We start from the raw sequence: 24,144 nt of genomic DNA, 5'->3' as shown, positions 1-24,144 counted from the left end.
AAAAAATGCCCTGATCTCTCTTATTTAACCAATAAAAAGAGACTTCAGAGCATTTTCTTAAAAATTAATTATCGTCATTTTGCGTCAGTGTATAAGCATCCGCTAAATCACCTTTGATACGCTGACCTTGTTGGTCAAGTCGGAAAATACGATGCTCGCCAACGAAATACTTCACTGACTGACTGCTGCTAAGATTTAGCGTGATGGTATCACCACGATCATTCCACTTAAACTTACCTTTATCAACAGACGGCTTAGTATTTTTACCTTGATAAGTTTCATTTAAAACAAAGCTACCGTCTTTATTTAAGGTTAAGCTGGTTTCAATGCCAGAACAATCACCACAAGGCTGAATACCTGTGTACTCGCCCATCCAATCTAATGAATTTTGTGCGTTATGCTCTTCAGCTTGTTTCGCCGCCGTAGCACTCGCACCATTTTTAGCTTGATCACACCCGCCTAACGCAAGTACAACCATAACCGCTAATAAACATTTTTTTTTCACCGTAAACTCCTTGTGAAAAAAGAAAAACCGAGCATTGATAATACTCGGCATCTTAACGTCAATATCAATGTTTTTTTATTACTTTATACTATTAATTAGTTTGTTAAATCAGTTACTTTCTTCTCTGCTGAATCAACCGATTTATTAATCATATCAACCGCATCATTGGTGGCTGCTTTGGTTTTATCCACCGCGGCATCTTTCATATCTGTTGCACTCTTTACAGCATCACTCGCTGCATCTTTAGAGGCATCCACAGCATCGGTGGTCGCATTTGCTGCATTATCTTTTAATTCAGAAACTTTATTTTCAACAGCAGCGGCTGAATCTGATACTGCTTGCTTAGAACTTTCTACTGCAGCATCTGAACTGTCTGCTACATTATTTTTAACTTCTGCCGCTTTATCAGCCACTTTATCTGCGGTATCCGATACAGCATCAGCAGAATCTGTTAATGCTTGCTTGGTTGAATTAAGCGCTGTGTCTGTTGTACTAACAACATCGTCTTTTACTTGAGTCGTTGTTGCTTTTACTGAAGCCGCAGATTCTTTTGCCGAATCGTGGCTTGCTTGATCACAACCAACAAGCACTAAACCAGCAATCGCTATAGCAATAATACTTTTTTTCATATCAACTCCTGTAAAACTCATATTCAAATATAACCCTAACAGTATCCACCATTAGTATGAAAAACATATCTAATTAACGTCATGTCAAAGTCAATAATAGGTCATTTTTTTTTATAATGCGGTATTAAATCTGTTTTATTTATAAAAATAAAACCATAAATATGAGAAATAACATCATCAATATCGGCAATAATTAATCCCGTCGTCAATATGAAAAATCACATGAAATAAACTCATAGGCATTACCACCAAATAACATACAGCTCTTTTGTACAAACACCACTTGAGAACCAATAGGGCAATAAAATCCATCTCGTATATCAATCTTGACCATATTATTTGTTTGATTAGACATAACTTGTAAATAAAACTTATTGTTACTCTGAAAGCGAGCAGTATTTACGTTCACGACTGTACCAACGACCGCTTTTGTACTGTAAGTTTGTCTAGCAACAACAATTAACAACAGAGTTAGCATAAGCAAAGAAGCGCACAAGGTGAAACCTACCTTCTGTGAAAAACGCATATCCCCTCCACTTATAATTAATCACTAGTACCAAAATAAGTTAATAATAATAACACAATCACATTATATTGATACTATTGTCATTTATAAGTAAAATAAATGCCATATTATTGTTGAGATGTTTTGACTGGGAAATGGATCACCTCCCCTTCTGCGGTTAATATATCAATCACTCGTGGTGCCCCTTGCTCATCAAGATACAATTCACCAATCGCACTTTTATTGATTAAGCGACGATGACCAATAACATCTGGATCGCGCTTTTCAATTAATAGTCGCTTCCGTTTAGTAAACCAATTAAGGGGGGAATGCGGGCTATAAAGACAGCGATCCATCCAATCACAAAAACTCAGCAACCGATTTGGAAATTCGTTTTTAAGTCCACTACAGGTGATTTGAAATATTTTAAACTGACCGTTCAAATTGCGTAACGTAATATCGTAGGCAAACGAATAATGCACATCACCCGATAAAATAATAAATGTCGTCGGGGTTTTAGTATGTGTAAAAATACTTAATAAGGTATTAGCAGAGCCTGGATGCGCCATCCAATTTTCAGCATCAACCACCAATGGTTGGCCTAATAAGGTCATAACTCGTTGTAAGGTTTCAATAAACTTAACCCCAAAAATGGGGGCGGCAGAAACAATAATCACCGCCGATTCATGCAATAATTCTTGCTGTAATTCCACCAGTGCTTCCCAATCCATCAATCCTGAAGGACGATTAGGATTAGACTCTGAACGCCAACGTCGAGTGCGTGTATCTAGCACCACCAACTTCGGCACCGTTGAAATAGTATAATGCCACTCTTCAAACCGATAAAAATACGCTGCCAACGCATCTTGGGCTTGCGGTGTTGGCCGTTCAAAAAATGTTCGAGCTAAATCTAAACAAGGCTGAGTAAATTTTTCAGGCGCATTACCCCATCCCTGACATAGCCAATAACTCATTAAAGCGTTACCGATAATACGTCGAGAAAACAGATTATTGTAAGCCGCAGTTTCCCAACGCCGATTTAGCTGAAAATCATCGGTAATATCATGATCATCAAAAATCATATACGTCGGAATATGCGCCATTAATCGACATACATGGTTAAGGCCTGCAACAAAATCATCAATAATGGGCGCTTCATGTTGCCATGTTTGCTGCCACTTAGGTGACACAGCAACACCAGCATTACAATAACCATTACGCGCAAAACGGTTGCGATCAACCAACGGCCATAATGTCGGCGACCATACCAATAAATACATCGCGAAGAATTCACTAAAACTAATTAAATGATTTTCACATTCACGCGAGCTAAAAATAGGCGTTGTGGTTGTCGGTAAGCAACGACGCCACCAGCTTTCATCATTAACATAATGGGGTAATAATTTATCGCGCCCATAAATATTTTGTGGGTGTTGATACAAGGCAGTGGTATCAGCAATCTGTGCCTGTTCAAATGTCTCATCAGGTAACCCTAATAATGCTGTTACTTGTTGAATGGCATCTAACATCGGTCCAGCAACATGATCAGCATATATTTGATCGCCACTCATCATCAATAAGCTCGGACGATCAACAGCAGCTAACGTACTCACTTTCTTATCAGCAGCAACCAAACTGTCTTTACTGGGGTAATGCGGATTACGACACGAACCATGCAGCACATAATCAGCACGTTGCTGAATCACCACACTCAAGCGAGATTCATTGGCATACAATAAATCAGGCATTAATTCGGTTAATGATCCTTCTGCTGTCATTATTTGATATTCAAGCGGTGTATCTTGTGGAAAATCGCCCATAAAATGAGCCAGTACCACCCACGCCTGTTTACCAATTTGAATTTGCTCGGCAGAATTAAAGCTAGCCTCATAAAAAGGTGTTTTATCTGATCCCATAAACAGACTAAAATCTGCCTCAAATTGACGGGTTGTAACCAACCATATTGTTAATTCTTTTGCGGTTACTTTTCGTAAAATAGGTCCAGCCACAACTAGCGGTAAAGGATCTCTCACCAAACTCTTTTCCATTTTTTCTACCATTCGCCAATAATAAGCTGTTAGTTATGTTGCGCAAACATGGTTTTCAGTTCTTGGTACATCCAGCGAAGAACCGGACCATTACCTTGATCGCGTCGCTTTACCAATCCCATATCTATCCACGGTGACGTCGGAATATTTTCTATTGATAACCTCACCACCCCATCTTTAAAGATTGAGTAATTAAACACATGATCAGGCACAAATGCCCATCCCATATTCCTTAATACAAACGCCGTAATCGAATAATAACTATCAATATGCCAATAATTCGCCGACAGTGCATCTGTATGGTAATAGCCCATACGATCACAAATTAATAGCTGCCGATATTGCCCGAGTTGCTGCATCGTTGGTGCTGATATTTTTGCCAATGGATGATTTTTAGCCACAATCAATGATGAATTAAATTCACAAATAGGGGTAAATTCTAAACTACTCGGCAGAGTCTTACTAAAAAATAAAATACCCAAATCTGCAGTTAAATCATCAACTTGACCTGCAATATCATCTTTAGACCCACTAATAATAGTTAACTTTAACAATGGAAAAGTAGCAGCAACCCGTTCAAAAAACTCTTCAAATACGGTGGTGGGTGTTGCTTCATCCATTGCAATAGTGAGTGATACTTCCTCGCCTTTAGTTAAGGTCAATGCCCGTGATTGCAGCCGATCACATTGGGCTAAAACCACTTTCGCCTCTTCATACATCTGTTCACCCGCAAGTGTTAATACGGGTAAACGGGCACTACGATCAAACAAATCAAACCCTAAATCGGCTTCAAGATTACTGATGGCAGTACTTATCCGTGATTGTGCCTTACCTATACGGCGAGCAGCACCTGAAAAGGAACCTTGTTCTACTGATATAACAAACGCATTAAGCTGATCTAATGTCCAATCCATTGCGATTTAATCCATCCGAAAATAAGATAGATATTATCTTTGAACAATCTAATAAACAAGGATAATACCGCTACCAATATGCGACTAATATAATGAGATTTCTGATGCCATTAACTCACTCACCGCCAACACTCACTATTAACCAAAATTTTTGGCGTTATGCGATCCCGTCTATTGCAGCCATGCTAGTGACTGGTCTATATCAAATTGTTGATGGTATTTTTGTTGGCCACTATGTGGGCTATCAAGGGTTAGCTGCAATTAATATGGCATGGCCGATTACTTATTTGTTATCAGGCTTAGGTTTAATGATTGGTATTGGCAGTGGGACACTTATCTCTATTGCTCGAGGGGAAAAAAATCCTCACCATGCGCAACGGGCGTTAGATCATGCCGTATTATTAATTACCGTTATCAGTGTCATGGCGTTGGTGTTATTTGTTCATTTTGGTGAAACATTATTAACCATTCAAGGGGCTAACCACACCATAAAAGCGTTGGCTCTACAATATGTTCAAAGTTTTGGTTGGGCGGCATTTGTGACTATTTTTGCCGGTGCAATCCCAATGCTGATCCGTAATGATGATAGCCCTAAAATAGCCACCGGATTATTAATTGCAGGTGCATTGACTAATATTGTATTGGATTATCTGTTTATTGGTATTTTTAAGTGGCAATTACAAGGTGCCGCGATTGCGACCATTATTGCGCAAAGTATTACTGTTGTTGGTGGGATCATCTATTTTTGTTCTGCATATTCACCACTTCGTATCCGTTTAACAATAGTAAATATTCAATTTAGTCACTGCTGGAAAATAATGAGCCTTGGTTCATCGGTGTTAATCATGTATCTCTATGCCAGTTTCGTGGTCGCTCTGCATAATTACCAGTTTATGCAATATGGCACTGAACTTACTGTTAGTGCGTTTGCGATTGTTGGCTATATGATGACATTATATTATTTAGTTGCTGAGGGTATCGCAGAGGGTATGCAACCACCAGTGAGCTATTACTATGGCGCTAAACAACCACAAAATATCAGTAAAACAACTTTTTTAGCGATTAAAGTAACGATTATTGCCGGTATTTCATGGTTTGCATTATTGTATAGTTTCCCACACACATTGATTGGATTATTTAATAGCGGTAATGCGGCACTGACCTCGGAAGCGGTTAGTGGCATTCAATTACACCTGTTTGCGATGTTTTTAGATGGCTTAATTGTTCTGGCAACCGTGTATTTTATGTCGGTTGATAAGGCAGGAAAAGCGCTCACTATCTCCATCAGTAACATGTTAGTGCAATTGCCGTTTTTATACTTCTTACCGCAATGGTTAGGGGTTAATGGGGTATGGCTATCAATGCCACTATCTACAATATTGTTAAGCATTATTGTATTACCAATGGTATGGCATGACTTACAACAACGAAACAAAGTAACACCATCAATGCCACAACCTGCTCTTTAGCTTATTACGCGAAATCATAATCCACACAGCGGATAATACTCTTATCCGCTGCTTTTTTATCAGTCACTCTTTTATATTATCATCGACTTCATAAGCTAAGCTGTGATTTTATCCAGATGGCAATATCTTTAATTTGTGGCATACAGACGTGATGTTCCATTGGATACGTTCGCCAATGAGGCTGATAACCCGCCGCAATCAAGTCATCCCGAGCCATTTCCCCAAGTTTAGGTACAACCACAGGATCGTAGCTACCATGCATGATCTCAATATCAATCTCACGGTTAGCGTCGCTGTACTGAATAACATTGGCGGTTGGAAAGTAGGTCGATAATGCCAGTAACCCTGCCAATGGTTTTGAATAACACAAAGCCGCATGGTAGACCACTGCGCCCCCTTGAGAAAATCCAGCCAGTATAATACGTTCAGAGGCAATACCACGGCTGATTTCACGTTCAATAAGATCAATCACGCGCTGAGCAGAATGCATCAGTTGCTCGACATTAAGCTTACGTGACACATCCAATGAAATAATGTCATACCATGCCGGCATTACTGCACCGCCATTAATCGTAACGGGAATAGACGCCGCATGCGGAAAAATAAACCGGACAGGCATATCAGCAGGTAACTGTAATTGTGGCAATATTGCTTCAAAATCATGACCATTAGAGCCTAAACCATGCAGCCAAATAACACTGGCAGTCGCGCTAACGGTTGGTTCTACTTCAACACAAGGTAAATAGGTTGTATTCATAGTCTTATCCTTTATAAACCTACGCCACTATATCGCTGATTTTATTGCCCGTGCAAGTCTTGATGGCGCTAATGTTGGGTCAGGATCTGCCTGATTAAAAAATTCACTCACCACATCAACAATGGCTGATTGTACATCAGCAGTTGTGGCTAAATTTTGCGAAAAACTTGGCACTAAATCGCCCGATGATGATGCTTGCTTAAACGCTTGCATTGAATCTAACGCACACTGATCAAACGCTGTCATGTCCATATCCAATCGAACCGGAATCGACCCTTTATTTAAATTAAAAATACGCTGAAAAGAGGGGGTCAACAATGTTTGGGCTAAGTCATGCTGTGCAATATTATCGACCTCAGTCCCTTTTAATTTAAAAAAGGCCAAACTATCGATATTAAAGGTAAACTGATGTTGAGTGCCAGGAGCAGGAACACATAAGTAATCCTTACCCGCTTGTTTATTCGCTTGTGCAAATTCACCTTTAGCCCAATCACCCATAAACTGCATGGCTGCTTGACCATTAATCACCATTTCGGTAGCAGAATTCCAATGTCGCCCTTCCGATTTGGGATCAATATACGCTTTCATCCGTTTAAATTGTCTAAATACCGCCACCATTTTATCGCTGTTGATTACAGCCATATCAAGATCAACAAATGCTTTACGGTAATCAGCTGAACCTAATACTGCCAACGCAATACTTTCAAACAACGTCGCATCTTGCCATGGCTGACCACCATGCGCTAACGCGATAAATCCTGCCGCTTTAATTTTATCTGCTGCAACAAAAAATGCATCTAAGGTTGTGGGGACTTTTACCCCTACTGCATGCAATATTTGAGGATTAACCCATAGCCAATTAACGCGGTGTACATTAATCGGTACGGCCACGTAATGGTTGTTATATTTCATAATATTTGCAACGACAGGAGGCAAGACGTGATCCCAACGTTCTTGCTGAGCGACATCATCAAGTGACGTTAAAAAACCTAACCGTCCCCATTCTTGAATATCATGGCCTTTTAATTGCGCAGCCGTAGGGGGATTACCCGATACTGCCCGCATTTTTAAGACTGTCATCGCACTTTCACCACCGCCACCAGCAACCGCAAAATCTTTCCAACTATGGTGTTGCTGTTCCATCATCTGTTTAAGCACTTTGACCGATTTTGCTTCACCACTTGATGTCCACCAATGCAACACTTCAACTTGGCCAGATGCCACCGCAGAGGTTACGGGTAACCATGATAAAACAGATGCAAACATAAGATATTTTAGTTTCATATTTTCTCTTTGTTTAAGCCAATGCTACCGACAAGACTCGAGGTAAAGCGACCACAACAATTAACCCTTTGGTTAAACCGTTTTTAATCACTAATTTACCACCATGAGCATGGATAATATTACGCGCAATACCCATCCCTAACCCATGACCGTCAACATCGGTCGCTAAACGGAAATAAGGTTCAAACACTGCTGATAATGATGATTCTGGAATCCCTTTCCCTTGATCGGTAATCGTCATAATTATTTTATCGGGCTTATCAATTACGGCGATAGTGACTTTATGGCCGTACTTAACCCCATTATCAATTAAATTACTTAAACACCGTTTTAAACCTAATGCTTTACCCATCATCGGTGCAATCGTCACGGTTGGTAAAGTCACATTGATATCATGATGATTATGTCGTTCAGCAATACTTGCTAGTAGTAAATTTAAATCAATCGGGACAATATTTTCATGCAAATCGGTATCTTTTACGCATTGTAATGCCCCTTTAACCATCATTTCTAATTCATCGAGATCGTGATTAAATTTATCAATTTTCTTATCGTCGTCAATCAATTCAACCCGTAATCGTAACCGAGTAATAGGCGTTTTAAGATCATGCGAAATAGATGAAAATAGTTGCTCACGATCTTCAATATAACGCCGTAATCGCAACTGCATTCGATTAAATGCTTGCGTTGCCATCACTAACTCCGTTGCACCTTCCTCTTTGAGAGGCGGTTGATAAATATCGAGACTTAACGCGTTTGCCGCATCAGCCAATTGTTTTAATGGCTTCGTTTGACGACGTACCATGATATAGGTAAAGACTAATAACAAACCGGTAATAAACACCAAAAACAAAATTTGTTGGCGAGTGATCACTTCATCTTTTAAGTTCATATAAGGTGCAGGTAATAATGCCGCAATATACAGCCACTGATCTTTTTCTAATTCGATTTGCACCACTAAAATAGGCGGATTTAATGGCTCTAAACTTAACGTATTATGCACCCAAGATCGGGGTAAATCGCTCAATAAAATATCATTTTTAATCACATGTAATGTTTCAGGGCGAGAAAATTCAACTTTTATTGTTGGCAACCGTGGCAATTTTTGATGTAACACTTTTTCAAACACCGAAACTGCCATCTGTTTTTGTTCTGAATTAGCAATCGGATCAATACGAATTTCTTCATCATTAAAAGAAACAAAAAAACGGGTCCCTCCCATATTGCGCAATTGATCTAACACAATATGGCGATATTGCATTGGTAATGATTGGAAAAAAGTCACTGTTGATGCAAACATCGTCGCCATACTCGCTGACGTAGATTGTAATCCGTCTAAATCACGCTGTTTTGATTGGCTATACCAAATCGCAGTGGCAATCACTTGTGCTAAAAATACCGCTAATAATGTTAACCACAATGTTCTCGAAACCAATGATTTCGGATACAACACTTTCCAATTCATTTCCCATTATCCATATAGTAAAAAAGTGTGATGCTCATACAAGCGATCACACTTTATCTAACGTTATTAGCTTTATTCAACGTAATGATTGGTGCATTACGCGTCTTCGTAAACCACATCTGCAGTAAAGATATAGCCATTACCACGACTGGTTTTTATTAACCGTTGAGTACGGCCTTTATCGCCTAATCGCTGTCGTAAACGGCTTAAAGCAACATCAATACCGCGCTCTGACGGTAAAGTATCGCGCCCTCTTGTGGCATAAGAAATCGTGTCACGATCTAATATTTCTTGGGGCCGAGATAAAAATAACATCAGTAATGAATAGTCACCGCCAGTCAGTTCGAAATTGAGCTTTTGTTCTAAATCAAATAAACAATGCGTAGTGGTATCAAGTCGCCAATTAGCAAAACGAATAAATTTAGCTTCTGTTGATAATGGCAAACTATCTGTGGGCTTTATTCGTCTTAATAGTGCTTTAATACGCGCCAATAATTGACGAGGACTAAACGGTTTAGCAATATAATCATCAGCACCAATTTCAAGACCAATAATCTGATCCATTTCATCAGAAACAGCAGTGAGCATGATAATAGGCACATTCGAGCTTTTACGAATATGTTGACACAGTGTAAAACCATCATCCCCGGGCATCATAACGTCTAATAAAATCAAATCAGGATAGCCGGCGGCTAAACGCCGTTTCATTTCTTCGCCTTCTGCCGCAGTAATAACGTCAAAACCGTTTTTTGTTAAATACTCATCCAGTAATTCACGGATCTCTTGATCATCATCGACAACAAGTACTTTTTTACCCATGCCCATTGTTATCGCCCTCACACATCAAAAAATACAAATACAACACAATCTAATAAAAAACATTCTAATTTATAAAAAAACACTTGAAATTATGAAATATTACTAACCGCGTGTATTTGACCTCTTATTATATGAAAAATGACTAAAACGCTACAAGGTCGATTAAAATTCGTTATCTCGATAACAAAAATAGCAACTATTTATACAAAACCATCCAATTAATAATTCGATAAACAGTCAAAAAATATAACTATTACATTAATATCATCCATCAAACATCATCCAAAAATGCAGAAACCCTCACCAAATAATGATGAAATAACAAATATTGGCATAACCATTTAGCGTGATGTTATTATACCTAATTGGAATTATTGAAAGGATGAGTTTTTTGTTTGTCAAACATCGAAGATTACAACCTATTTTGATTGTATCTATGTATCTCATTACAACACTATCTTTACTAATAGCCCTTTATTATGGCTATTCTGGCATCATTACAATGACTATATTTAGTATCATTATTAGTCTTATTCTTGCTGCTATATGTTATAGATTACGAGAAAAAGTTGATAACTTTACTAATCATCTGTTTACGCTATGCAAAATTTATCTGCACGGTATTATTTATCTGCTATTAATAATATCATTTGTCATGGTTGCATTTATCAGTTATTCATTGATGCAAAGCCTTGGGGTCAATAATACGATCCTTGATACCTTTAATTCGATTATCTCTGCAGTATTATTTTCATTGGTTCTTTTATTTGTATGCTGGCATTGGTTACGAAACAGTATTATCGGTTTATATCAATTTTCTTTAGAACAACAAAAAATCAATAAGTAAAATTAAGCTCCAACAATGGAGCTTTTTATTAAGAAAAAGCAAGATAACGATCAATATACCGCAAGATTAGTCTCTGATTTAATCATCTTAATCTTGTGGCTCTTTTATTTGATCACTTAATGCTTCGGCTAATGTTGAACGAGATAATCGTCCCGTAACATCACCGTCTTCATTAATCACCGGTAATGGATGGTCACTGTCCAATGTTTCAGGAATAACCGTTTCTAATAAGGCATCTGTTGCAATAGCAGGAACGGTCTTCAGCATAGATAAATCAATGGCTTTGCTATAATCAGCTTCATTAACTTGTTCTAACGTTTGTTGAGTAATTACGCCTTGATAACCGTCATCATCAATAAAATAACCATAATCATCTTTTGCATTCCGCATTTCAGCCACCGCTTCACCAATAGTTTCAGCTGAAATTCTTACACATTGTGGTTTCATTACTGTAGCAACAGTTAATGCACGAGCACGATTGACATCTTTAACAAAGGCTTCGACATAATCATCAGCCGGGTTAAGTAAAATATCTACCGGTTTACCCTGCTGAATTAATTTGCCATCACGTAAAATAGCAATACGATCACCTAACCGTAATGCTTCATCAAGATCATGAGTAATAAAAATAATCGTCTTATGCAGTTTTTGTTGTAATTCAATCAATTGATCTTGCATCTCGCTTCGAATCAGTGGGTCTAATGCAGAAAAAGCCTCATCCATCAATAATACTTCGGCATTAGTACATAATGCACGAGCAAGCCCAACCCGTTGTTGTTGTCCTCCCGATAAATTAGCCGGATAACTTTGTTCATACCCCGCCAGCCCTACGGTGGTGAGCCATTGTTGTGCTTGTTGCTGCCACTGAGCAGGTTTAGCCCCTTGAACATGTAAACCATAACCAACATTTTGTAATACTGTTCGATGCGGCATTAAACCAAAGCGTTGAAACACCATCGACATTTTATGACGTCGAAAATCTTGCAATTGCTTGGCGTTGAGAGTCATCACATCGGTATCTTCAATAATAATACTGCCTTCAGTGGGTTCAATTAAGCGATTGAAGTGGCGTATTAATGTTGACTTACCTGAACCTGACAGCCCCATGATGACAAAGATTTCACCGGGGTAAATATCTAGATTGATATCACTTAACCCAACGGTATGGCCCGTTTCCGCTAAAATAGCGTCTTTAGATTCTCCCGCTTTTACTTTTTTGAGCACTTGCTTATCTTTAGGGCCAAAGATTTTATACAAATTTTTAACTTGAATAAGCGGAGTAGTACGTTGTTCATTACTCATTGATGTGTCCCTCTTAAATGCTGCTGACTCCGTTGAGCATAACTTTGAGAGATACGGTCAAAAATAATCGCTAATGCCACAATTGCTAATCCATTGAGCAATCCTAAGGTGAAATATTGATTCGTAATTGATTTAAGTACCGGTTGACCTAAGCCTTTGACACCAATCATCGATGCAATAACCACCATCGCTAACGCCATCATGATGGTCTGATTAATACCCGCCATAATATTGGGCATTGCTAGGGGTATTTGCACGCCAAATAAACGCTGCATCGGACTCGCTCCATACGCTGTTGCTGCCTCTAATACTTCTTCGTCCACTAAACGAATACCCAAGTTAGTTAAACGAATAACAGGCGGAACCGCATAAATCACCACCGCTATCACGCCAGGGATTTTACCAATACCCAGTAACATCACCACCGGAATTAGGTAGACAAATGCGGGCATGGTTTGCATCACATCGAGCATCGGCGTCACAATACGCTGGATCCGATCCGATCTTGCCATCGCGATACCTGTTGGTATACCGATTGCTATTGCGACCAAGGTTGATACTAAAATAATACTCATGGTGCGCATGGTATTATCCCACATGCCAAAAACACCAATCAGAACAAAAGAAATCACCACCCCAAGTGATAACTTCCAAGATCGACTCGCAACATAAGCAATTGCAGCTAATACCGCGATCACTAACCACCATGGGGTTGCCAGCAACAGTTTTTCAAACCAAATTAAAAAAGCCAGTAATGGATCAAAAAAGCGCTCGATGGTATCACCATATTCGCGAGAAAAAGCACGATAACTACCATCTAATGTTTTCCTAATTTCAACTAACTGTGCTCGTTCAAGTTGAGGAAACTCTGTTAACCATGAATCCTTTGACATAAGTATCATCCTGTTACTTATAAATCTTTCAATGCGCCTTTAACTTTTGTAGCGACATCTGTTGATACCCATTGGGTCCAAATCGCTTCATGCTGAGTCAAAAATTCCACCATAACCGCTTCACCATCAGCTTGATTATCTTCCATCCATGCCAATAATTCATTCATTTGACTGTTAGTAAATGAGCGCGCTGATAAATATTTTACCGCGTCATTTGAACGCGCAGCAAATGAAGTGGTAATAACTGTGTCCACTGCTGATGGTGGGTACATAGTGACTTTAGGATCAACACATTCAGGACTAGTAATGCACGATGAGAAGTATTTGGCATCAACACCAGAGCCAAAATCAACTTTAACCATTTTATATTTACCTAACACGGCTGTTGGTGCCCAGTAATAGCCAAACCATGGTTGTTTACGTTCATAAGCTTTTGCAATAGAACCCGATAAACCAGCACCTGAACCGGGATCAATTAAATCGAATCCAGATTTTGCTAAATCAAGCGCTTTAAATAAATTACCAGCGGAGATCTGACAATTCCAACCCGCAGGGCAACCATAAAATGCTGATTGTTCTGGATCTTCTGGGTGAGTAAAGAGCTTGGCATTTTTCTTAATGCCAGCAATGGTGGCTAGCTCAGGTGTTGTTTCAACCATATATTCAGGCACCCAAAATCCTTCCTCACCACCATCAGAGAATGTTGGCCCTGCAAATTTTAAACGCCCTTCTTTGACACCACGATCAAGCGCACTCTTTAATGAATTACTCCACATTTCAGGAGCAATATCAGGCTCACCTTTTTCAATCATTGATGTACCAGTTGGCATCGTATCACCCGGCACTAATTCAGTATCACAGCCATAACCATGTTGTAGAATAAAGCTATCAACATTGGCAATTAAGGTCGCTGAGTTCCAATTCATATCAGCAATCGTCACTTTTCCACATTCTTTTTCTGTATCAGCTTGCACTGAAAAACTAGCCATAAATAGCGATGCTATAACTAACTTACGCATAAATAACTTCCCTTTATTTATCTGTCACTAAACATACATAATAGTTAGTAGTCTAAACAAATAACCACTGCAACACAAAGAAATACAACAATTCAATTACAAATAAACCACAAAAAAAGAGCGTTTTACTTTATTTTTTCATCGAATATCAGAACTTTTTTACTCAATATAAATACGACTTTTTATCGTTTTTATGACTGATTTTGCTTATTATGGCGCTAGTATTTTATTCGTGATGGACAATAACAATGTATAAATTAGTTGCACTTGATATGGACGGCACATTACTTAATTCAGACGGCGCTATTTCAGCGATGAATAAACAAGCGATTGCTGCAGCGCGCGAACAAGGTGTGTATGTTGTATTAGCATCAGGTCGTCCCATTGAAGGGATGGAATGGGCGTTAAAAGAACTTAATATGGATAGCGATAATGATTTTGTGCTGTCGTATAACGCCTCTTTAGTACAACGGGTTGCGAGTAAAGAAGTGGTTAGAAGCCAAACGTTAATCGGCAGTGATGCCAAAGCGATTGCAGCTATTGCTCACGATCTGGGTGTACATGTGCATGCATTTTCTCGCCGTCAGGGACTGATTACACCAGCGCATAATTACTACACCGATCACGAAGCTAAAATTAATGGTTTAACTATCACACTCGCTGACTTCTCAGAGTTAGACGACAACGAAGAAATCATGAAAGTGATGATTATTGATGAAGAAGATCGTCTTGAAGCGGCGATTGCACAATTACCTTCTGAGCTATATCAACAGTATACGATTGTAAGAAGTGCCCCTTTCTTCCTTGAATTTATGCACACCAATAGCAACAAAGGTGTCGGTGTTAAGGCACTGGCTGATTTCTTAAATATTAAACAAGATGAAGTGATTGCGATGGGCGATGCAGGTAATGATCATCATATGATCGAATTTGCAGGATTAGGGGTCGCAATGGGCAATGCAACTGAAGCAACCAAAGCGATGGCTAACTATATTACAGATACCAATAATAATAGTGGTGTTGCACAAGTAATTGAGAAGTTTATTCTTAATGCTTAGTTGATGAAAAGCATAAAAAGCCAGCACTTATGCTGGCTCTTTTCGACTATAACATGATTAATTATTGTGCAAGAGCAATAGTATTAACGTCAATAGTACGTACTGTCCAATCTTTATCTACTTCACCACGAATGATCACTTTAGTGGTAGGTGTTACTGTAATTCCATGCCAATCTTTATGGTCGATTTCAATTTTAATTTCACCCGTCACATCTTTGAACATATAATCTTCTTTACCAATTGAAGATATAACATAACCAGTAAGTTCTACGGCAACATTATCATCAGCATGCGAGGCGGCTTTCACTGTATTTAATACAGGAACAGCACTTGGACCATTAAAACCACCTTTCGCTTGAACAAGTGGAGCCGCTTCAGTCGGACCGTTAAAACCACCTTGCGTTGATTGCGTTGCTGCCATCACTGACATTGATGAAAACATAATAGCAGAGGCCACGAGTAATTTTTTCATTTGTCTATCTTCCACAGGATTATTAGATGAGATTTTAATATCTCGAATGCATATCTGACATAAAGTATAACGCTAAGCGATTAATTTCAGCAATACTATTATCTAATACCTATAACTGAACAATTAGACTCAAAACGTTTATGGTAATTCTTTTATCATGTGTGACGCTAAAAATACTGACACCACGGTATTAATATTATCCTCAAGCACTTTCCCCTCACAATTAGGTGATATATTCATCACTTGTGGCCAAAAAAGCAGTCCCTGAAATAAACTAATATAAATATTAGTCAGCAACATCACATTTTTATCAATCATACAGCCTGCAGCAATTGCTTGCTGAAACCAATCCGTAATCGCTTTTGTACTGTATAAATCTTTAATCAAATTTAACGCTAAGTCAGGTTGGCGTAAAAATTCCATCACAATGGTACGCGACAGTGGAATACCATAAGTTGAATACAAAATATCCGCTTCACGACAAGTAATTGCTGTCAGTTGTTCCGTCAATGTTTTCTCTGGATCAAACTCATACTTAACATTTTCAGTTACCGACTCTTGAATGATAGTCAGCACTGAAACGAATAACACCTCTTTACTCTCAAAGTGACGATATAACGTCCGCTTAGAGACCGCAGCTTCTGTTGATATACGATCCATATTCGATGCTAAAAATCCGTGAGTTATAAACTCTTCTTTCGCAGCTTCAATGATGGCTAGATGCTTACGCTCAGTTTGCTTCATCCTTAAGAGATTCCTCATACTATTTTTATTTCAGATTATGAGCGCAGTCTAACAATCTGAAACAAAAAAGTACACTGCGTAGTTTACAATTTGGTTTTTATCACTAGAATGCATTCTTAGTTTACCTCAGTGGTGACTGTACATGGTTAACCAACGTTAATCATCAACCTAATGATAGTGGAGAACACGGTGAAAACTCATTCAGCAATGTCCAATGTGACATCGTTAACAATCAATAAACTGGCCATGGCCGTTAGTTTATCTTTAGCGGTAGTGATGTTGTCAGGATGTGACAGTCAAAAAGAAACAACTGTCACCGCGCCTATCATTAGTCCCGCCCTGACTCAAGTTGTTATGCCTAAAGCTGACAGTAGTTTAAATTTTAATGGTGTGATCCGCTCAGCAGAGCGTGCAGATTTGTCATTTCAAGTTAATGGCCGTGTTAGTCACATCTTTGTAAATGAAGGTGACAAGGTACATAAAGGTCAACTGCTGGCAAAATTAGATCCTAAAGATGCTCAAACAACGTTTTCAGCGGCACAACTGGAATTAAACAACACTAAAAAAGATTACTTACGTGGTAAGTCAATTTATGAAAGTTCACAAGCGATCGCTAAAAGTGATCTTGATGAACTAATGACACGTTATGACTTGGCACAAAACCGCCTTGAAGAAGCAAAGAATCAGCTAGCTTATACCCAACTAAAAGCACCATTTGATGGCATCATTGGTCGTAAGTTGATTGATAATCACATTCAAATTCAAGCGAATACATCAGTACTAACATTGCATAATCTAGATAATCTAGAAGTCGTGATTAACATTCCTGACATCGTGATGCTAAGTGGCATGAAATGTAAAAAAGCTAACGCTGAAATTACCAATATTCCAGGTCACTTATTACCGTTGAGTCTACGTACTTACTCAACGCAAGCGGATCCGATTACGCAAACATTCTCAATTGTTTTGGGGTTGGATGATTCGAAAGGCTTGAATATTCTGCCTGGTATGCCCGTCAAAGTAACACCGAATGTTGCTGAATGCCCTGAAGACTATATCGACAATAAAAACAACCCGTTAATTGTACCGCTAACGGCAGTCGTACCCGATAACAAGAACAAACAATTCGTCTGGGTTGTTACTGACAGTAACATCGTAGAAAAACGTTACATCAAAGTTGGCACCATCAATAAAAATTGCATTACGGTTCCTTCTGGTCTGATTGCAGGCGAGCGCATTGTTATTGCAGGTGTATCGAAACTTAAAACAGGTATGGAAATTCGCCCATACACAGATAACTCTCAAAACGGAGCATAAGATTAATGGATATCGCTCGCTATACCATAGCTAAGCGCACCAGTGTATGGGTGATGATTGCAATCATCTTAATTGGTGGCTACATCAGCTATCTAAAATTAGGACGTTTTGAAGATCCTGAATTTGTGATTCGCCAAGCCGTAATTATTACGCCTTATGCCGGTGCCACAGCACAAGAAGTCTCAGATGAAGTCACTGATATTATTGAAGGGGCTGTGCAGTCATTGCAGGAACTGAAAGAAGTTAAATCAGTTTCAAAGCAAGGTATGTCAGAAGTTACGGTTGAGATCAAACTTGAGTTTGCAAAAAGCCAAGCAGACCTCCAACAAGTATGGGATAAATTACGTCGAAAAATTGCTGATGCCCAGCGTCAATTACCACCTGGGGCTGGTCCATCAATTGTTAACGATGACTTCTCTGATGTTTACGCACTATTCTTTGCTGTAACCGGTGAAGGATTTACTGATAAACAACTGTCTGATTATGTCGATAGTCTTCGTCGTGAATTAGTACTTGTTCCTGGGGTTGCTAAAACCGCAACGCTAGCTGAACAACAAGAAACTATTTTTGTTGAGTTCACCAGTGAGCGTTTAGCTAAATTTGGTTTATCAATCGATAATGTTTTATCCGTATTACAAAAGCAAAATATCGTCACAGTCGCAGGTAGTTTAACAGCAAATAGCATGCGTATTCCGGTAATGCCAACGCCAAATGTTAACTCTTTTAATGACTTAAAAAACCTGCAAGTAGGTCTTGGTGATAACAACACCGTCTTACATCTCAAAGATATAGCCAACCTTAAACGTGGTTACCAAGAACCAGCATCGATGTTGATGCGTTACAATGGTGAACGTGCGATAGGCTTTGGTATTTCTAATGTTACTGGTGGTAATGTTGTCGATATGGGTGATGCGGTTAAAGCGCGTATTGCCGAATTAGAAAGCCAGCGTCCACTGGGTATGGAACTGAATGTTATTTCGATGCAATCAGATTCAGTCCGTGATTCTGTTACAAACTTCATTGATAACCTGATTGCCGCAGTAGTGATTGTATTTATCGTACTCTTACTGTTTATGGGCGTTCGTTCAGGGATCATTATCGGTTTTGTCTTAGTACTGACCGTCGCTGGCACGCTATGCATCATGTTAATTGATGATATTGCGATGCAGCGTATTTCTCTAGGTGCATTGATTATTGCCCTTGGGATGCTGGTTGATAATGCGATTGTTGTTACTGACGGTATTTTAGTTCGCTTACAAAATAACGAAGATCGGGAAGTAGTTATTCCAGAAGTCGTTAATGCAACTAAATGGCCACTATTAGGCGGTACGGTTGTTGGTATCTGTGCATTCAGTGCTATCGGTCTATCACCATCAGATATGGGTGAATACGCAGGATCATTGTTCTGGGTTATCCTTTATTCAATGCTATTAAGTTGGTTGTTTGCCGTTACAGTTACACCACTACTGTGTCACCAGTTCCTAAAAGTAAAAGTGAAAACAGATACCGATAAACCAAGCAAAGTTGTTACTGGCTACAAAGGCTTATTATCGTGGGTACTTCTTCACCGTAAGACGACAGGTTTATTACTGGTTGCTACTCTTGTTGGTGCTATCTGGGGCGTGAAATATGTGCCACCGGGCTTTATGCCGGAGTCACAACGTGCACAATTTGTGGTTGATGTGTACCTGCCGCAAGGTACTGATATTCAAAACACTCAAACCGTTGTTGCTAACATAGAGCAAGACGTTAAACAAAAACCTGGTATCAGTAATATTTCAAGCTTTATCGGTGGTGGCGGTTTACGCTTCATGCTGACTTATGCTCCCGAAGCTCGAAATCCAAGCTATGGTCAATTACTGATCGATATTGATGATTACCGTAATATTGCGCCATTGTTGGTTGAACTCCAAAAAGAGCTTGATATTAAATACCCTGAAGCATCAATCAAAGTATGGAAGTTCATGCTTGGTCGTGGCGGCGGTAAGAAAATTGAAGCTGGATTTAAAGGCCCTGATAGCAAGGTATTACGTGACCTTGCAGAACAAGCTAAAGCTATTATGCTTAGTGATCCGAACTTAATCGCTGTTCAAGATGATTGGCGTCAGCAAGTTCCAGTGATTAAACCTGTATATTCAACTGAAAAAGCACAACGTTTTGGCTTAACGAATCAAGAAATAAGCCAAGCAATTGCACAAACGTTAACAGGTCGTAACATTGGTGTTTACCGTGAAGGTAATGATTTAATCCCTATCGTTGTGCGTGCGCCAGATAATGAACGTACTCATGAACGTGCGATTGAAAATACACAAGTTTACAGCCGTATGGTCAATAATTTAATTCCAGTGAGTCAGTTAATTGAATCAGTGAATGTTGCTTGGGAAGATGCAATCCTACGCCGTATTAACCGTATTCCAACGATTTTGGTTCAGGCAGACCCTGCACCAGGAGTCTTTACGGCAGATGCTTTTAATGATCTACGCGGTAAGGTTGAGGCAATTGAATTACCGCCAGGCTACGAGTTGACATGGTACGGTGAATATAAAGCATCAAATGACGCTAATGCTGGTCTTGCTAGCTCTGCCCCTTACGGCTTTGCAGCAATGATTTTAGCGGTGATCTTTATGTTTAACGCTATTCGTCAGCCATTAGTGATTTGGTTAACTGTACCTTTTGCTTTAGTGGGCGTAACGGTTGGCTTAGTGATCTTCCAAACGCCATTTGAATTTATGGCTATTCTGGGCTTCCTAAGCTTAATTGGTATGATGGTGAAAAATGCCATTGTATTGGTAGACCAAACCGATGTTGAAATAGCTGCGGGTAAAACGCCATATCAAGCTATTATTGATTCGGCACTTAGCCGTGCTCGACCAGTATTGCTTGGTGCATTTACAACGATTTTAGGTGTGGCTCCATTACTGGTAGACCCATTCTTTAAGAGTATGGCGGTAACGATTATGTTTGGTCTGTTGTTCGCAACCATCCTAACATTAGTCGTGATTCCATTACTGTATGCGGTATTGTTCCGCGTTAAAGTGGAATAACCACCTACTTCGCAATAACAACTAAACAAAAAGGGAGTCACATCATTGATGTTGACTCCCTTTTTTATATGTCGATTTTATATGCCAATATTTTTTAACAATCGTCAAAATGATGGCCATTGTTATGGTCGCTATTGTTGAATATAAGCCATCAGATCAGCGGCTAAACGTCGTATCACCCCAGGTTCAGGACGTGTATGAGAGAAAGTACGAAGACCATAAATTCCCATCACTAAAAATTGTGCTAGCTGTTGGCTATCACGCTGGTCATTAATTTCATGTCTTTGCTGCGCTAATGCAAGTTGTTCGGCCAATGTCTGCTGCCATTGTTTCAACATCTGGCTAATAACATCAGCAACTTCAACATCTTGTTGAGCAAGTTCACTCAATGCTTTTTGCAATAAACAATCTTTAATCTGCTCACGTTCACATTCATCAACAACGTGCTCTAGATAAGATTCAATTGCACTGATTACCGACGAGGATTGAGAAAATAAAGTCACAAACTGCGCGTAACGCTGATCACGGTAATGTTCTAATGCCGCTAATAACAACCCACGTTTATTGTTAAATGCACAATAAATTGAACCAGGATGAAGTCCTGTCGCTTTTTTTAAATCTTGCATACTGGTGTTGCTATAACCTTTTGTTATAAAAACATCCATTGCAGATAGTAACACCTGATCGCGATCAAATTCAGCACTACGCATAATGACTCTCTTTTGCTTTACCTTTGCTTAGTTTACTTAATATTGAACAAGCATTCAAAAAAAGCTTGAATCATTACTCAAATAGGCCTAACTTGAACGCGCATTCAAATTAGAGGTGATAATCATGCTCGATAACCTATTTAACCCTGTTGTACTTAACGACACGCTAACCTTAAAAAACCGTATCATTATGGCGCCATTAACACGCTGTATGTCTGATGACCATTTAGTCCCAACTCAAGCGATGGTCGATTATTATGCCCGTCGTGCTGATACAGGACTTATTATCTCGGAAGCCATTTTAATTCGTGCTGATGGTCAAGGTTATCCACACACACCAGGTTTATTTACGCCAGAGCAAATTAATGGTTGGCGCAATGTAACAGATGCGGTTCATAACAACGGTGGCAAAATTTTTGCACAGCTATGGCATACCGGTCGTGTCGCTCATCCGTTCTTTTTTGGTGGTGAATATGTATTAGCACCATCCGCTATCGCGCTTGAAGGTACCTTACCAAGAATGCGCGAACTCACTTACACAGTGCCGAAGCCTGCAACTAAAGCTGAAATTGAACAACTCGTGGCTGATTTTAGCCAAGCAGCAGCAAACGCGATTGATGCCGGATTTGATGGCGTCGAAATTCATGGCGCAAATGGTTATTTGCTCGATCAATTTCTACATTTCAACACCAATGTGCGCGATGATGAATTTGGCGGAACCCCAGAGAATATGGCACGTTTCCCACTCGCTGTTATTGATGCCATTAGCCAACGTATTGGTCGTGATCGCACTGGCTTACGTTTATCACCAGGAGGTTACTTCAATCTCGAAGGTGATGCTCGTGATCGTGCAGTGTTTGATTACTTACTGCCTGAAGTTGAAAAACGTTGCTTAGCGTATCTACATGTGGGAATTTTTGATGACACCATGAATTTTGACTATCTTAATGGTAGTGTATCGCATTATATGCGTACCCATTATCAACGTACTTTAATTGGTGTTGGCTGCTATAGCCCACAATCAGGCAGTGATGCCATTGCCGCAGGGAAATTTGATTTACTTGCGATTGGTCGTCCACTCATCGCCAATCCAGATTACGTCAAAAAAGTACAAGCAGGTCAACCGCTTACTCCGTATGACGATACGATGCTTGCACAATTGATTTAATCTATTATTTTACGCCTTAATCTCATATTATTAAGGCGTTTATTTTACCTATTTTAATAATTTAGAGATAAATAACGAAAAATCATTGTTTGCATTTGTATCGATAGACAAAAGCCTAGTTTAGCTCTTATGATAACAATAGCCAAAAATAATAATGATAGAAAATAATGAACAATATCAGACCAAAACAGTTTAACCAAAACATACTTTTAACGGGTTTATTTATCGTAACGAGTGGCTATGCTGCTCATGCCTATGCTGATGAACCTCTTTCAACGTCAATTAATAATTCTCTAAACTACGACAGTAATAATGCGTTACTTTTAGAGCAATATAAAGATAACTTTGTTCTACCTTTCTATTATACTCAATCACCGAACTACAAAGAATATCAATCAGTTATACCTGAAGATGGTAAATTAAGTAACTATAATGTCAATTTTCAAATCAGTTTAAAATACCGCTTATTTTCCGGTATTTTATATGACAATGACCAATTGTATTTTGCCTACACACAGCGCTCAAACTGGCAAGCCTATGCATCATCCGCTTTCTTTAGAGATACCGAATACGAACCTTCTGTTTTTTGGACATTCCCGACTAAAACAACCTATACCAATGGTTTTCACTATGTGAGTAGTACACTAGGCTTAGTTCATGAGTCTAATGGCCGAGGTGGAGAACAAGAACGCAGCTGGAATCGGGCTTTTATTGATATGACGTTCAAAAAGGACGCCTTAACATTAAGCATTAAACCTTGGGCACGACTTGATTTTGGCGCTAAAGACTATAACAAGGACATCAATAGCTACCTTGGCTATGGTCGTATCAGTATGAATTGGAATATTGATGGCAAAACGATGATCACTTTTACAGTACGAAATGCACTAGAAAGTGGCTTCTCGCGCGGCTATGAAAAAGTGACGTTAAATTTCCCTATTTATAAGCGTCTACGTGGATACCTAATATTTGAAAGCGGCTATGGTATTTCTATTTCAGACTATAATCATTATGATAATGCTGGCGGTATTGGTTTTTCATTTTAATTAAACAATTAATATTATTTTTTATCTCTAGAATTAGATGCATATAAACAGAGTTCATAAAAACTAGAGATGAAAATAATATTTTTTGTACTTTCAAAATACAAATAAACATCACTATGCTACTTCTAG

The 24,144-nt window shown here is 39.1% G+C and carries 22 protein-coding genes; 7 read left to right on the top strand and 15 right to left on the bottom strand.

The genetic code is table 11. The annotated features are described in order from the left end of the window. Positions 1 to 64 precede the first annotated feature (64 nt). From BTO21_RS17805 to BTO21_RS17785, 5 genes are all read right to left on the bottom strand, one after another. Positions 65 to 505: a copper resistance protein NlpE gene (locus BTO21_RS17805; RefSeq protein ID WP_045030164.1), complete on the bottom strand. Its 441-nt coding sequence runs from the start codon at positions 503 to 505 to the stop codon at positions 65 to 67. A 95-nt stretch (positions 506 to 600) separates the two neighbouring features. Next, positions 601 to 1,134, bottom strand: a complete 534-nt coding sequence (locus BTO21_RS17800; RefSeq protein WP_045030166.1) for a prolipoprotein diacylglyceryl transferase — start codon at positions 1,132 to 1,134, stop codon at positions 601 to 603. 205 nt (positions 1,135 to 1,339) lie between these two features. Further along, the gene (locus BTO21_RS17795) at positions 1,340 to 1,660 is read right to left on the bottom strand and encodes a hypothetical protein (RefSeq protein ID WP_045030168.1); all 321 of its coding nucleotides are present in this window, start codon (positions 1,658 to 1,660) and stop codon (positions 1,340 to 1,342) included. A gap of 107 nt (positions 1,661 to 1,767) precedes the next feature. Then, entirely contained in the window at positions 1,768 to 3,687 is a 1,920-nt protein-coding gene (locus BTO21_RS17790; RefSeq protein WP_045030169.1) for a metallophosphoesterase family protein, read from the bottom strand. A gap of 29 nt (positions 3,688 to 3,716) precedes the next feature. After that, a complete protein-coding gene (locus tag BTO21_RS17785; protein WP_045030171.1) occupies positions 3,717 to 4,601 on the bottom strand; it encodes a LysR family transcriptional regulator in 885 nt (294 codons plus the stop codon). A gap of 104 nt (positions 4,602 to 4,705) precedes the next feature. Here BTO21_RS17785 and BTO21_RS17780 point away from each other — a divergent pair, with 104 nt between their 5' ends. Further along, complete coding sequence (locus tag BTO21_RS17780) at positions 4,706 to 6,070, top strand: MATE family efflux transporter (RefSeq protein WP_052672673.1); 1,365 nt, start codon at positions 4,706 to 4,708, stop codon at positions 6,068 to 6,070. Between the two features lie 88 nt (positions 6,071 to 6,158). Here the strand turns inward: BTO21_RS17780 and BTO21_RS17775 are convergent, their stop codons facing one another. From BTO21_RS17775 to BTO21_RS17760, 4 genes are all read right to left on the bottom strand, one after another. Continuing rightward, positions 6,159 to 6,827, bottom strand: coding sequence for an alpha/beta hydrolase (locus tag BTO21_RS17775; protein WP_045030175.1), 669 nt, complete (start codon positions 6,825 to 6,827; stop codon positions 6,159 to 6,161). A 27-nt stretch (positions 6,828 to 6,854) separates the two neighbouring features. Then, on the bottom strand, positions 6,855 to 8,111 hold the full coding sequence (locus BTO21_RS17770; protein WP_045030177.1) for an ABC transporter substrate-binding protein: 1,257 nt from the start codon (positions 8,109 to 8,111) through the stop codon (positions 6,855 to 6,857). Positions 8,112 to 8,124: 13 nt separating this feature from the next. Further along, positions 8,125 to 9,576 carry an ATP-binding protein gene (locus BTO21_RS17765; protein ID WP_045030179.1) on the bottom strand — a complete coding sequence of 484 codons (1,452 nt, stop codon included), beginning with the start codon at positions 9,574 to 9,576 and terminating at the stop codon, positions 8,125 to 8,127. Positions 9,577 to 9,672: 96 nt separating this feature from the next. Continuing rightward, positions 9,673 to 10,401: a response regulator gene (locus BTO21_RS17760; protein WP_045030180.1), complete on the bottom strand. Its 729-nt coding sequence runs from the start codon at positions 10,399 to 10,401 to the stop codon at positions 9,673 to 9,675. Positions 10,402 to 10,897: 496 nt separating this feature from the next. Here BTO21_RS17760 and BTO21_RS19990 point away from each other — a divergent pair, with 496 nt between their 5' ends. Then, positions 10,898 to 11,242 carry a hypothetical protein gene (locus tag BTO21_RS19990; RefSeq protein WP_045030181.1) on the top strand — a complete coding sequence of 115 codons (345 nt, stop codon included), beginning with the start codon at positions 10,898 to 10,900 and terminating at the stop codon, positions 11,240 to 11,242. An 87-nt stretch (positions 11,243 to 11,329) separates the two neighbouring features. Here BTO21_RS19990 and BTO21_RS17750 read toward each other — a convergent pair whose 3' ends face one another. The 3 genes from BTO21_RS17750 to BTO21_RS17740 are packed head-to-tail and all read right to left on the bottom strand — an operon-like array spanning position 11,330 to position 14,426. Continuing rightward, the gene (locus tag BTO21_RS17750) at positions 11,330 to 12,544 is read right to left on the bottom strand and encodes a quaternary amine ABC transporter ATP-binding protein (RefSeq protein WP_045030182.1); all 1,215 of its coding nucleotides are present in this window, start codon (positions 12,542 to 12,544) and stop codon (positions 11,330 to 11,332) included. After that, positions 12,541 to 13,437 carry an ABC transporter permease gene (locus BTO21_RS17745; protein ID WP_045030184.1) on the bottom strand — a complete coding sequence of 299 codons (897 nt, stop codon included), beginning with the start codon at positions 13,435 to 13,437 and terminating at the stop codon, positions 12,541 to 12,543. Before BTO21_RS17745 ends, BTO21_RS17750 begins: the two co-directional genes overlap by 4 nt. A gap of 17 nt (positions 13,438 to 13,454) precedes the next feature. Next, entirely contained in the window at positions 13,455 to 14,426 is a 972-nt protein-coding gene (locus BTO21_RS17740; RefSeq protein ID WP_232572757.1) for an ABC transporter substrate-binding protein, read from the bottom strand. 278 nt (positions 14,427 to 14,704) lie between these two features. Between BTO21_RS17740 and yidA the strand changes: the two genes are divergently transcribed. Next, entirely contained in the window at positions 14,705 to 15,514 is an 810-nt protein-coding gene (gene yidA / locus BTO21_RS17735) for a sugar-phosphatase (protein WP_045030188.1), read from the top strand. Between the two features lie 61 nt (positions 15,515 to 15,575). Here the strand turns inward: yidA and BTO21_RS17730 are convergent, their stop codons facing one another. Both BTO21_RS17730 and BTO21_RS17725 read right to left on the bottom strand, forming a co-directional pair. Then, complete coding sequence (locus BTO21_RS17730; RefSeq protein WP_045030190.1) at positions 15,576 to 15,986, bottom strand: YgiW/YdeI family stress tolerance OB fold protein; 411 nt, start codon at positions 15,984 to 15,986, stop codon at positions 15,576 to 15,578. Positions 15,987 to 16,124: 138 nt separating this feature from the next. Next, entirely contained in the window at positions 16,125 to 16,730 is a 606-nt protein-coding gene (locus BTO21_RS17725) for a TetR/AcrR family transcriptional regulator (protein WP_045030194.1), read from the bottom strand. A 207-nt stretch (positions 16,731 to 16,937) separates the two neighbouring features. On the opposite strand from BTO21_RS17725, the gene BTO21_RS17720 reads away from it, so the two are divergent. Both BTO21_RS17720 and BTO21_RS17715 read left to right on the top strand, forming a co-directional pair. Then, positions 16,938 to 18,047 (top strand): efflux RND transporter periplasmic adaptor subunit, encoded by a 1,110-nt coding sequence (locus tag BTO21_RS17720; RefSeq protein ID WP_045030269.1) that lies wholly within the window; start codon positions 16,938 to 16,940, stop codon positions 18,045 to 18,047. 5 nt (positions 18,048 to 18,052) lie between these two features. After that, on the top strand, positions 18,053 to 21,091 hold the full coding sequence (locus tag BTO21_RS17715) for an efflux RND transporter permease subunit (RefSeq protein ID WP_045030196.1): 3,039 nt from the start codon (positions 18,053 to 18,055) through the stop codon (positions 21,089 to 21,091). 131 nt (positions 21,092 to 21,222) lie between these two features. Here BTO21_RS17715 and BTO21_RS17710 read toward each other — a convergent pair whose 3' ends face one another. Beyond that, positions 21,223 to 21,801 (bottom strand): TetR/AcrR family transcriptional regulator, encoded by a 579-nt coding sequence (locus BTO21_RS17710; RefSeq protein WP_045030198.1) that lies wholly within the window; start codon positions 21,799 to 21,801, stop codon positions 21,223 to 21,225. A gap of 124 nt (positions 21,802 to 21,925) precedes the next feature. Between BTO21_RS17710 and BTO21_RS17705 the strand changes: the two genes are divergently transcribed. Both BTO21_RS17705 and BTO21_RS17700 read left to right on the top strand, forming a co-directional pair. After that, positions 21,926 to 22,969 (top strand): alkene reductase, encoded by a 1,044-nt coding sequence (locus tag BTO21_RS17705; RefSeq protein WP_045030200.1) that lies wholly within the window; start codon positions 21,926 to 21,928, stop codon positions 22,967 to 22,969. Between the two features lie 167 nt (positions 22,970 to 23,136). After that, on the top strand, positions 23,137 to 24,015 hold the full coding sequence (locus tag BTO21_RS17700) for a phospholipase A (RefSeq protein ID WP_045030202.1): 879 nt from the start codon (positions 23,137 to 23,139) through the stop codon (positions 24,013 to 24,015). Positions 24,016 to 24,144 lie beyond the last annotated feature (129 nt).

Source organism: Photobacterium phosphoreum (assembly GCF_002954725.1).
Lineage (GTDB): Bacteria > Pseudomonadota > Gammaproteobacteria > Enterobacterales > Vibrionaceae > Photobacterium > Photobacterium phosphoreum.
Note: the sequence above shows the minus strand (reverse complement) of the source record. Positions and strands in the feature narration are given on the sequence as shown.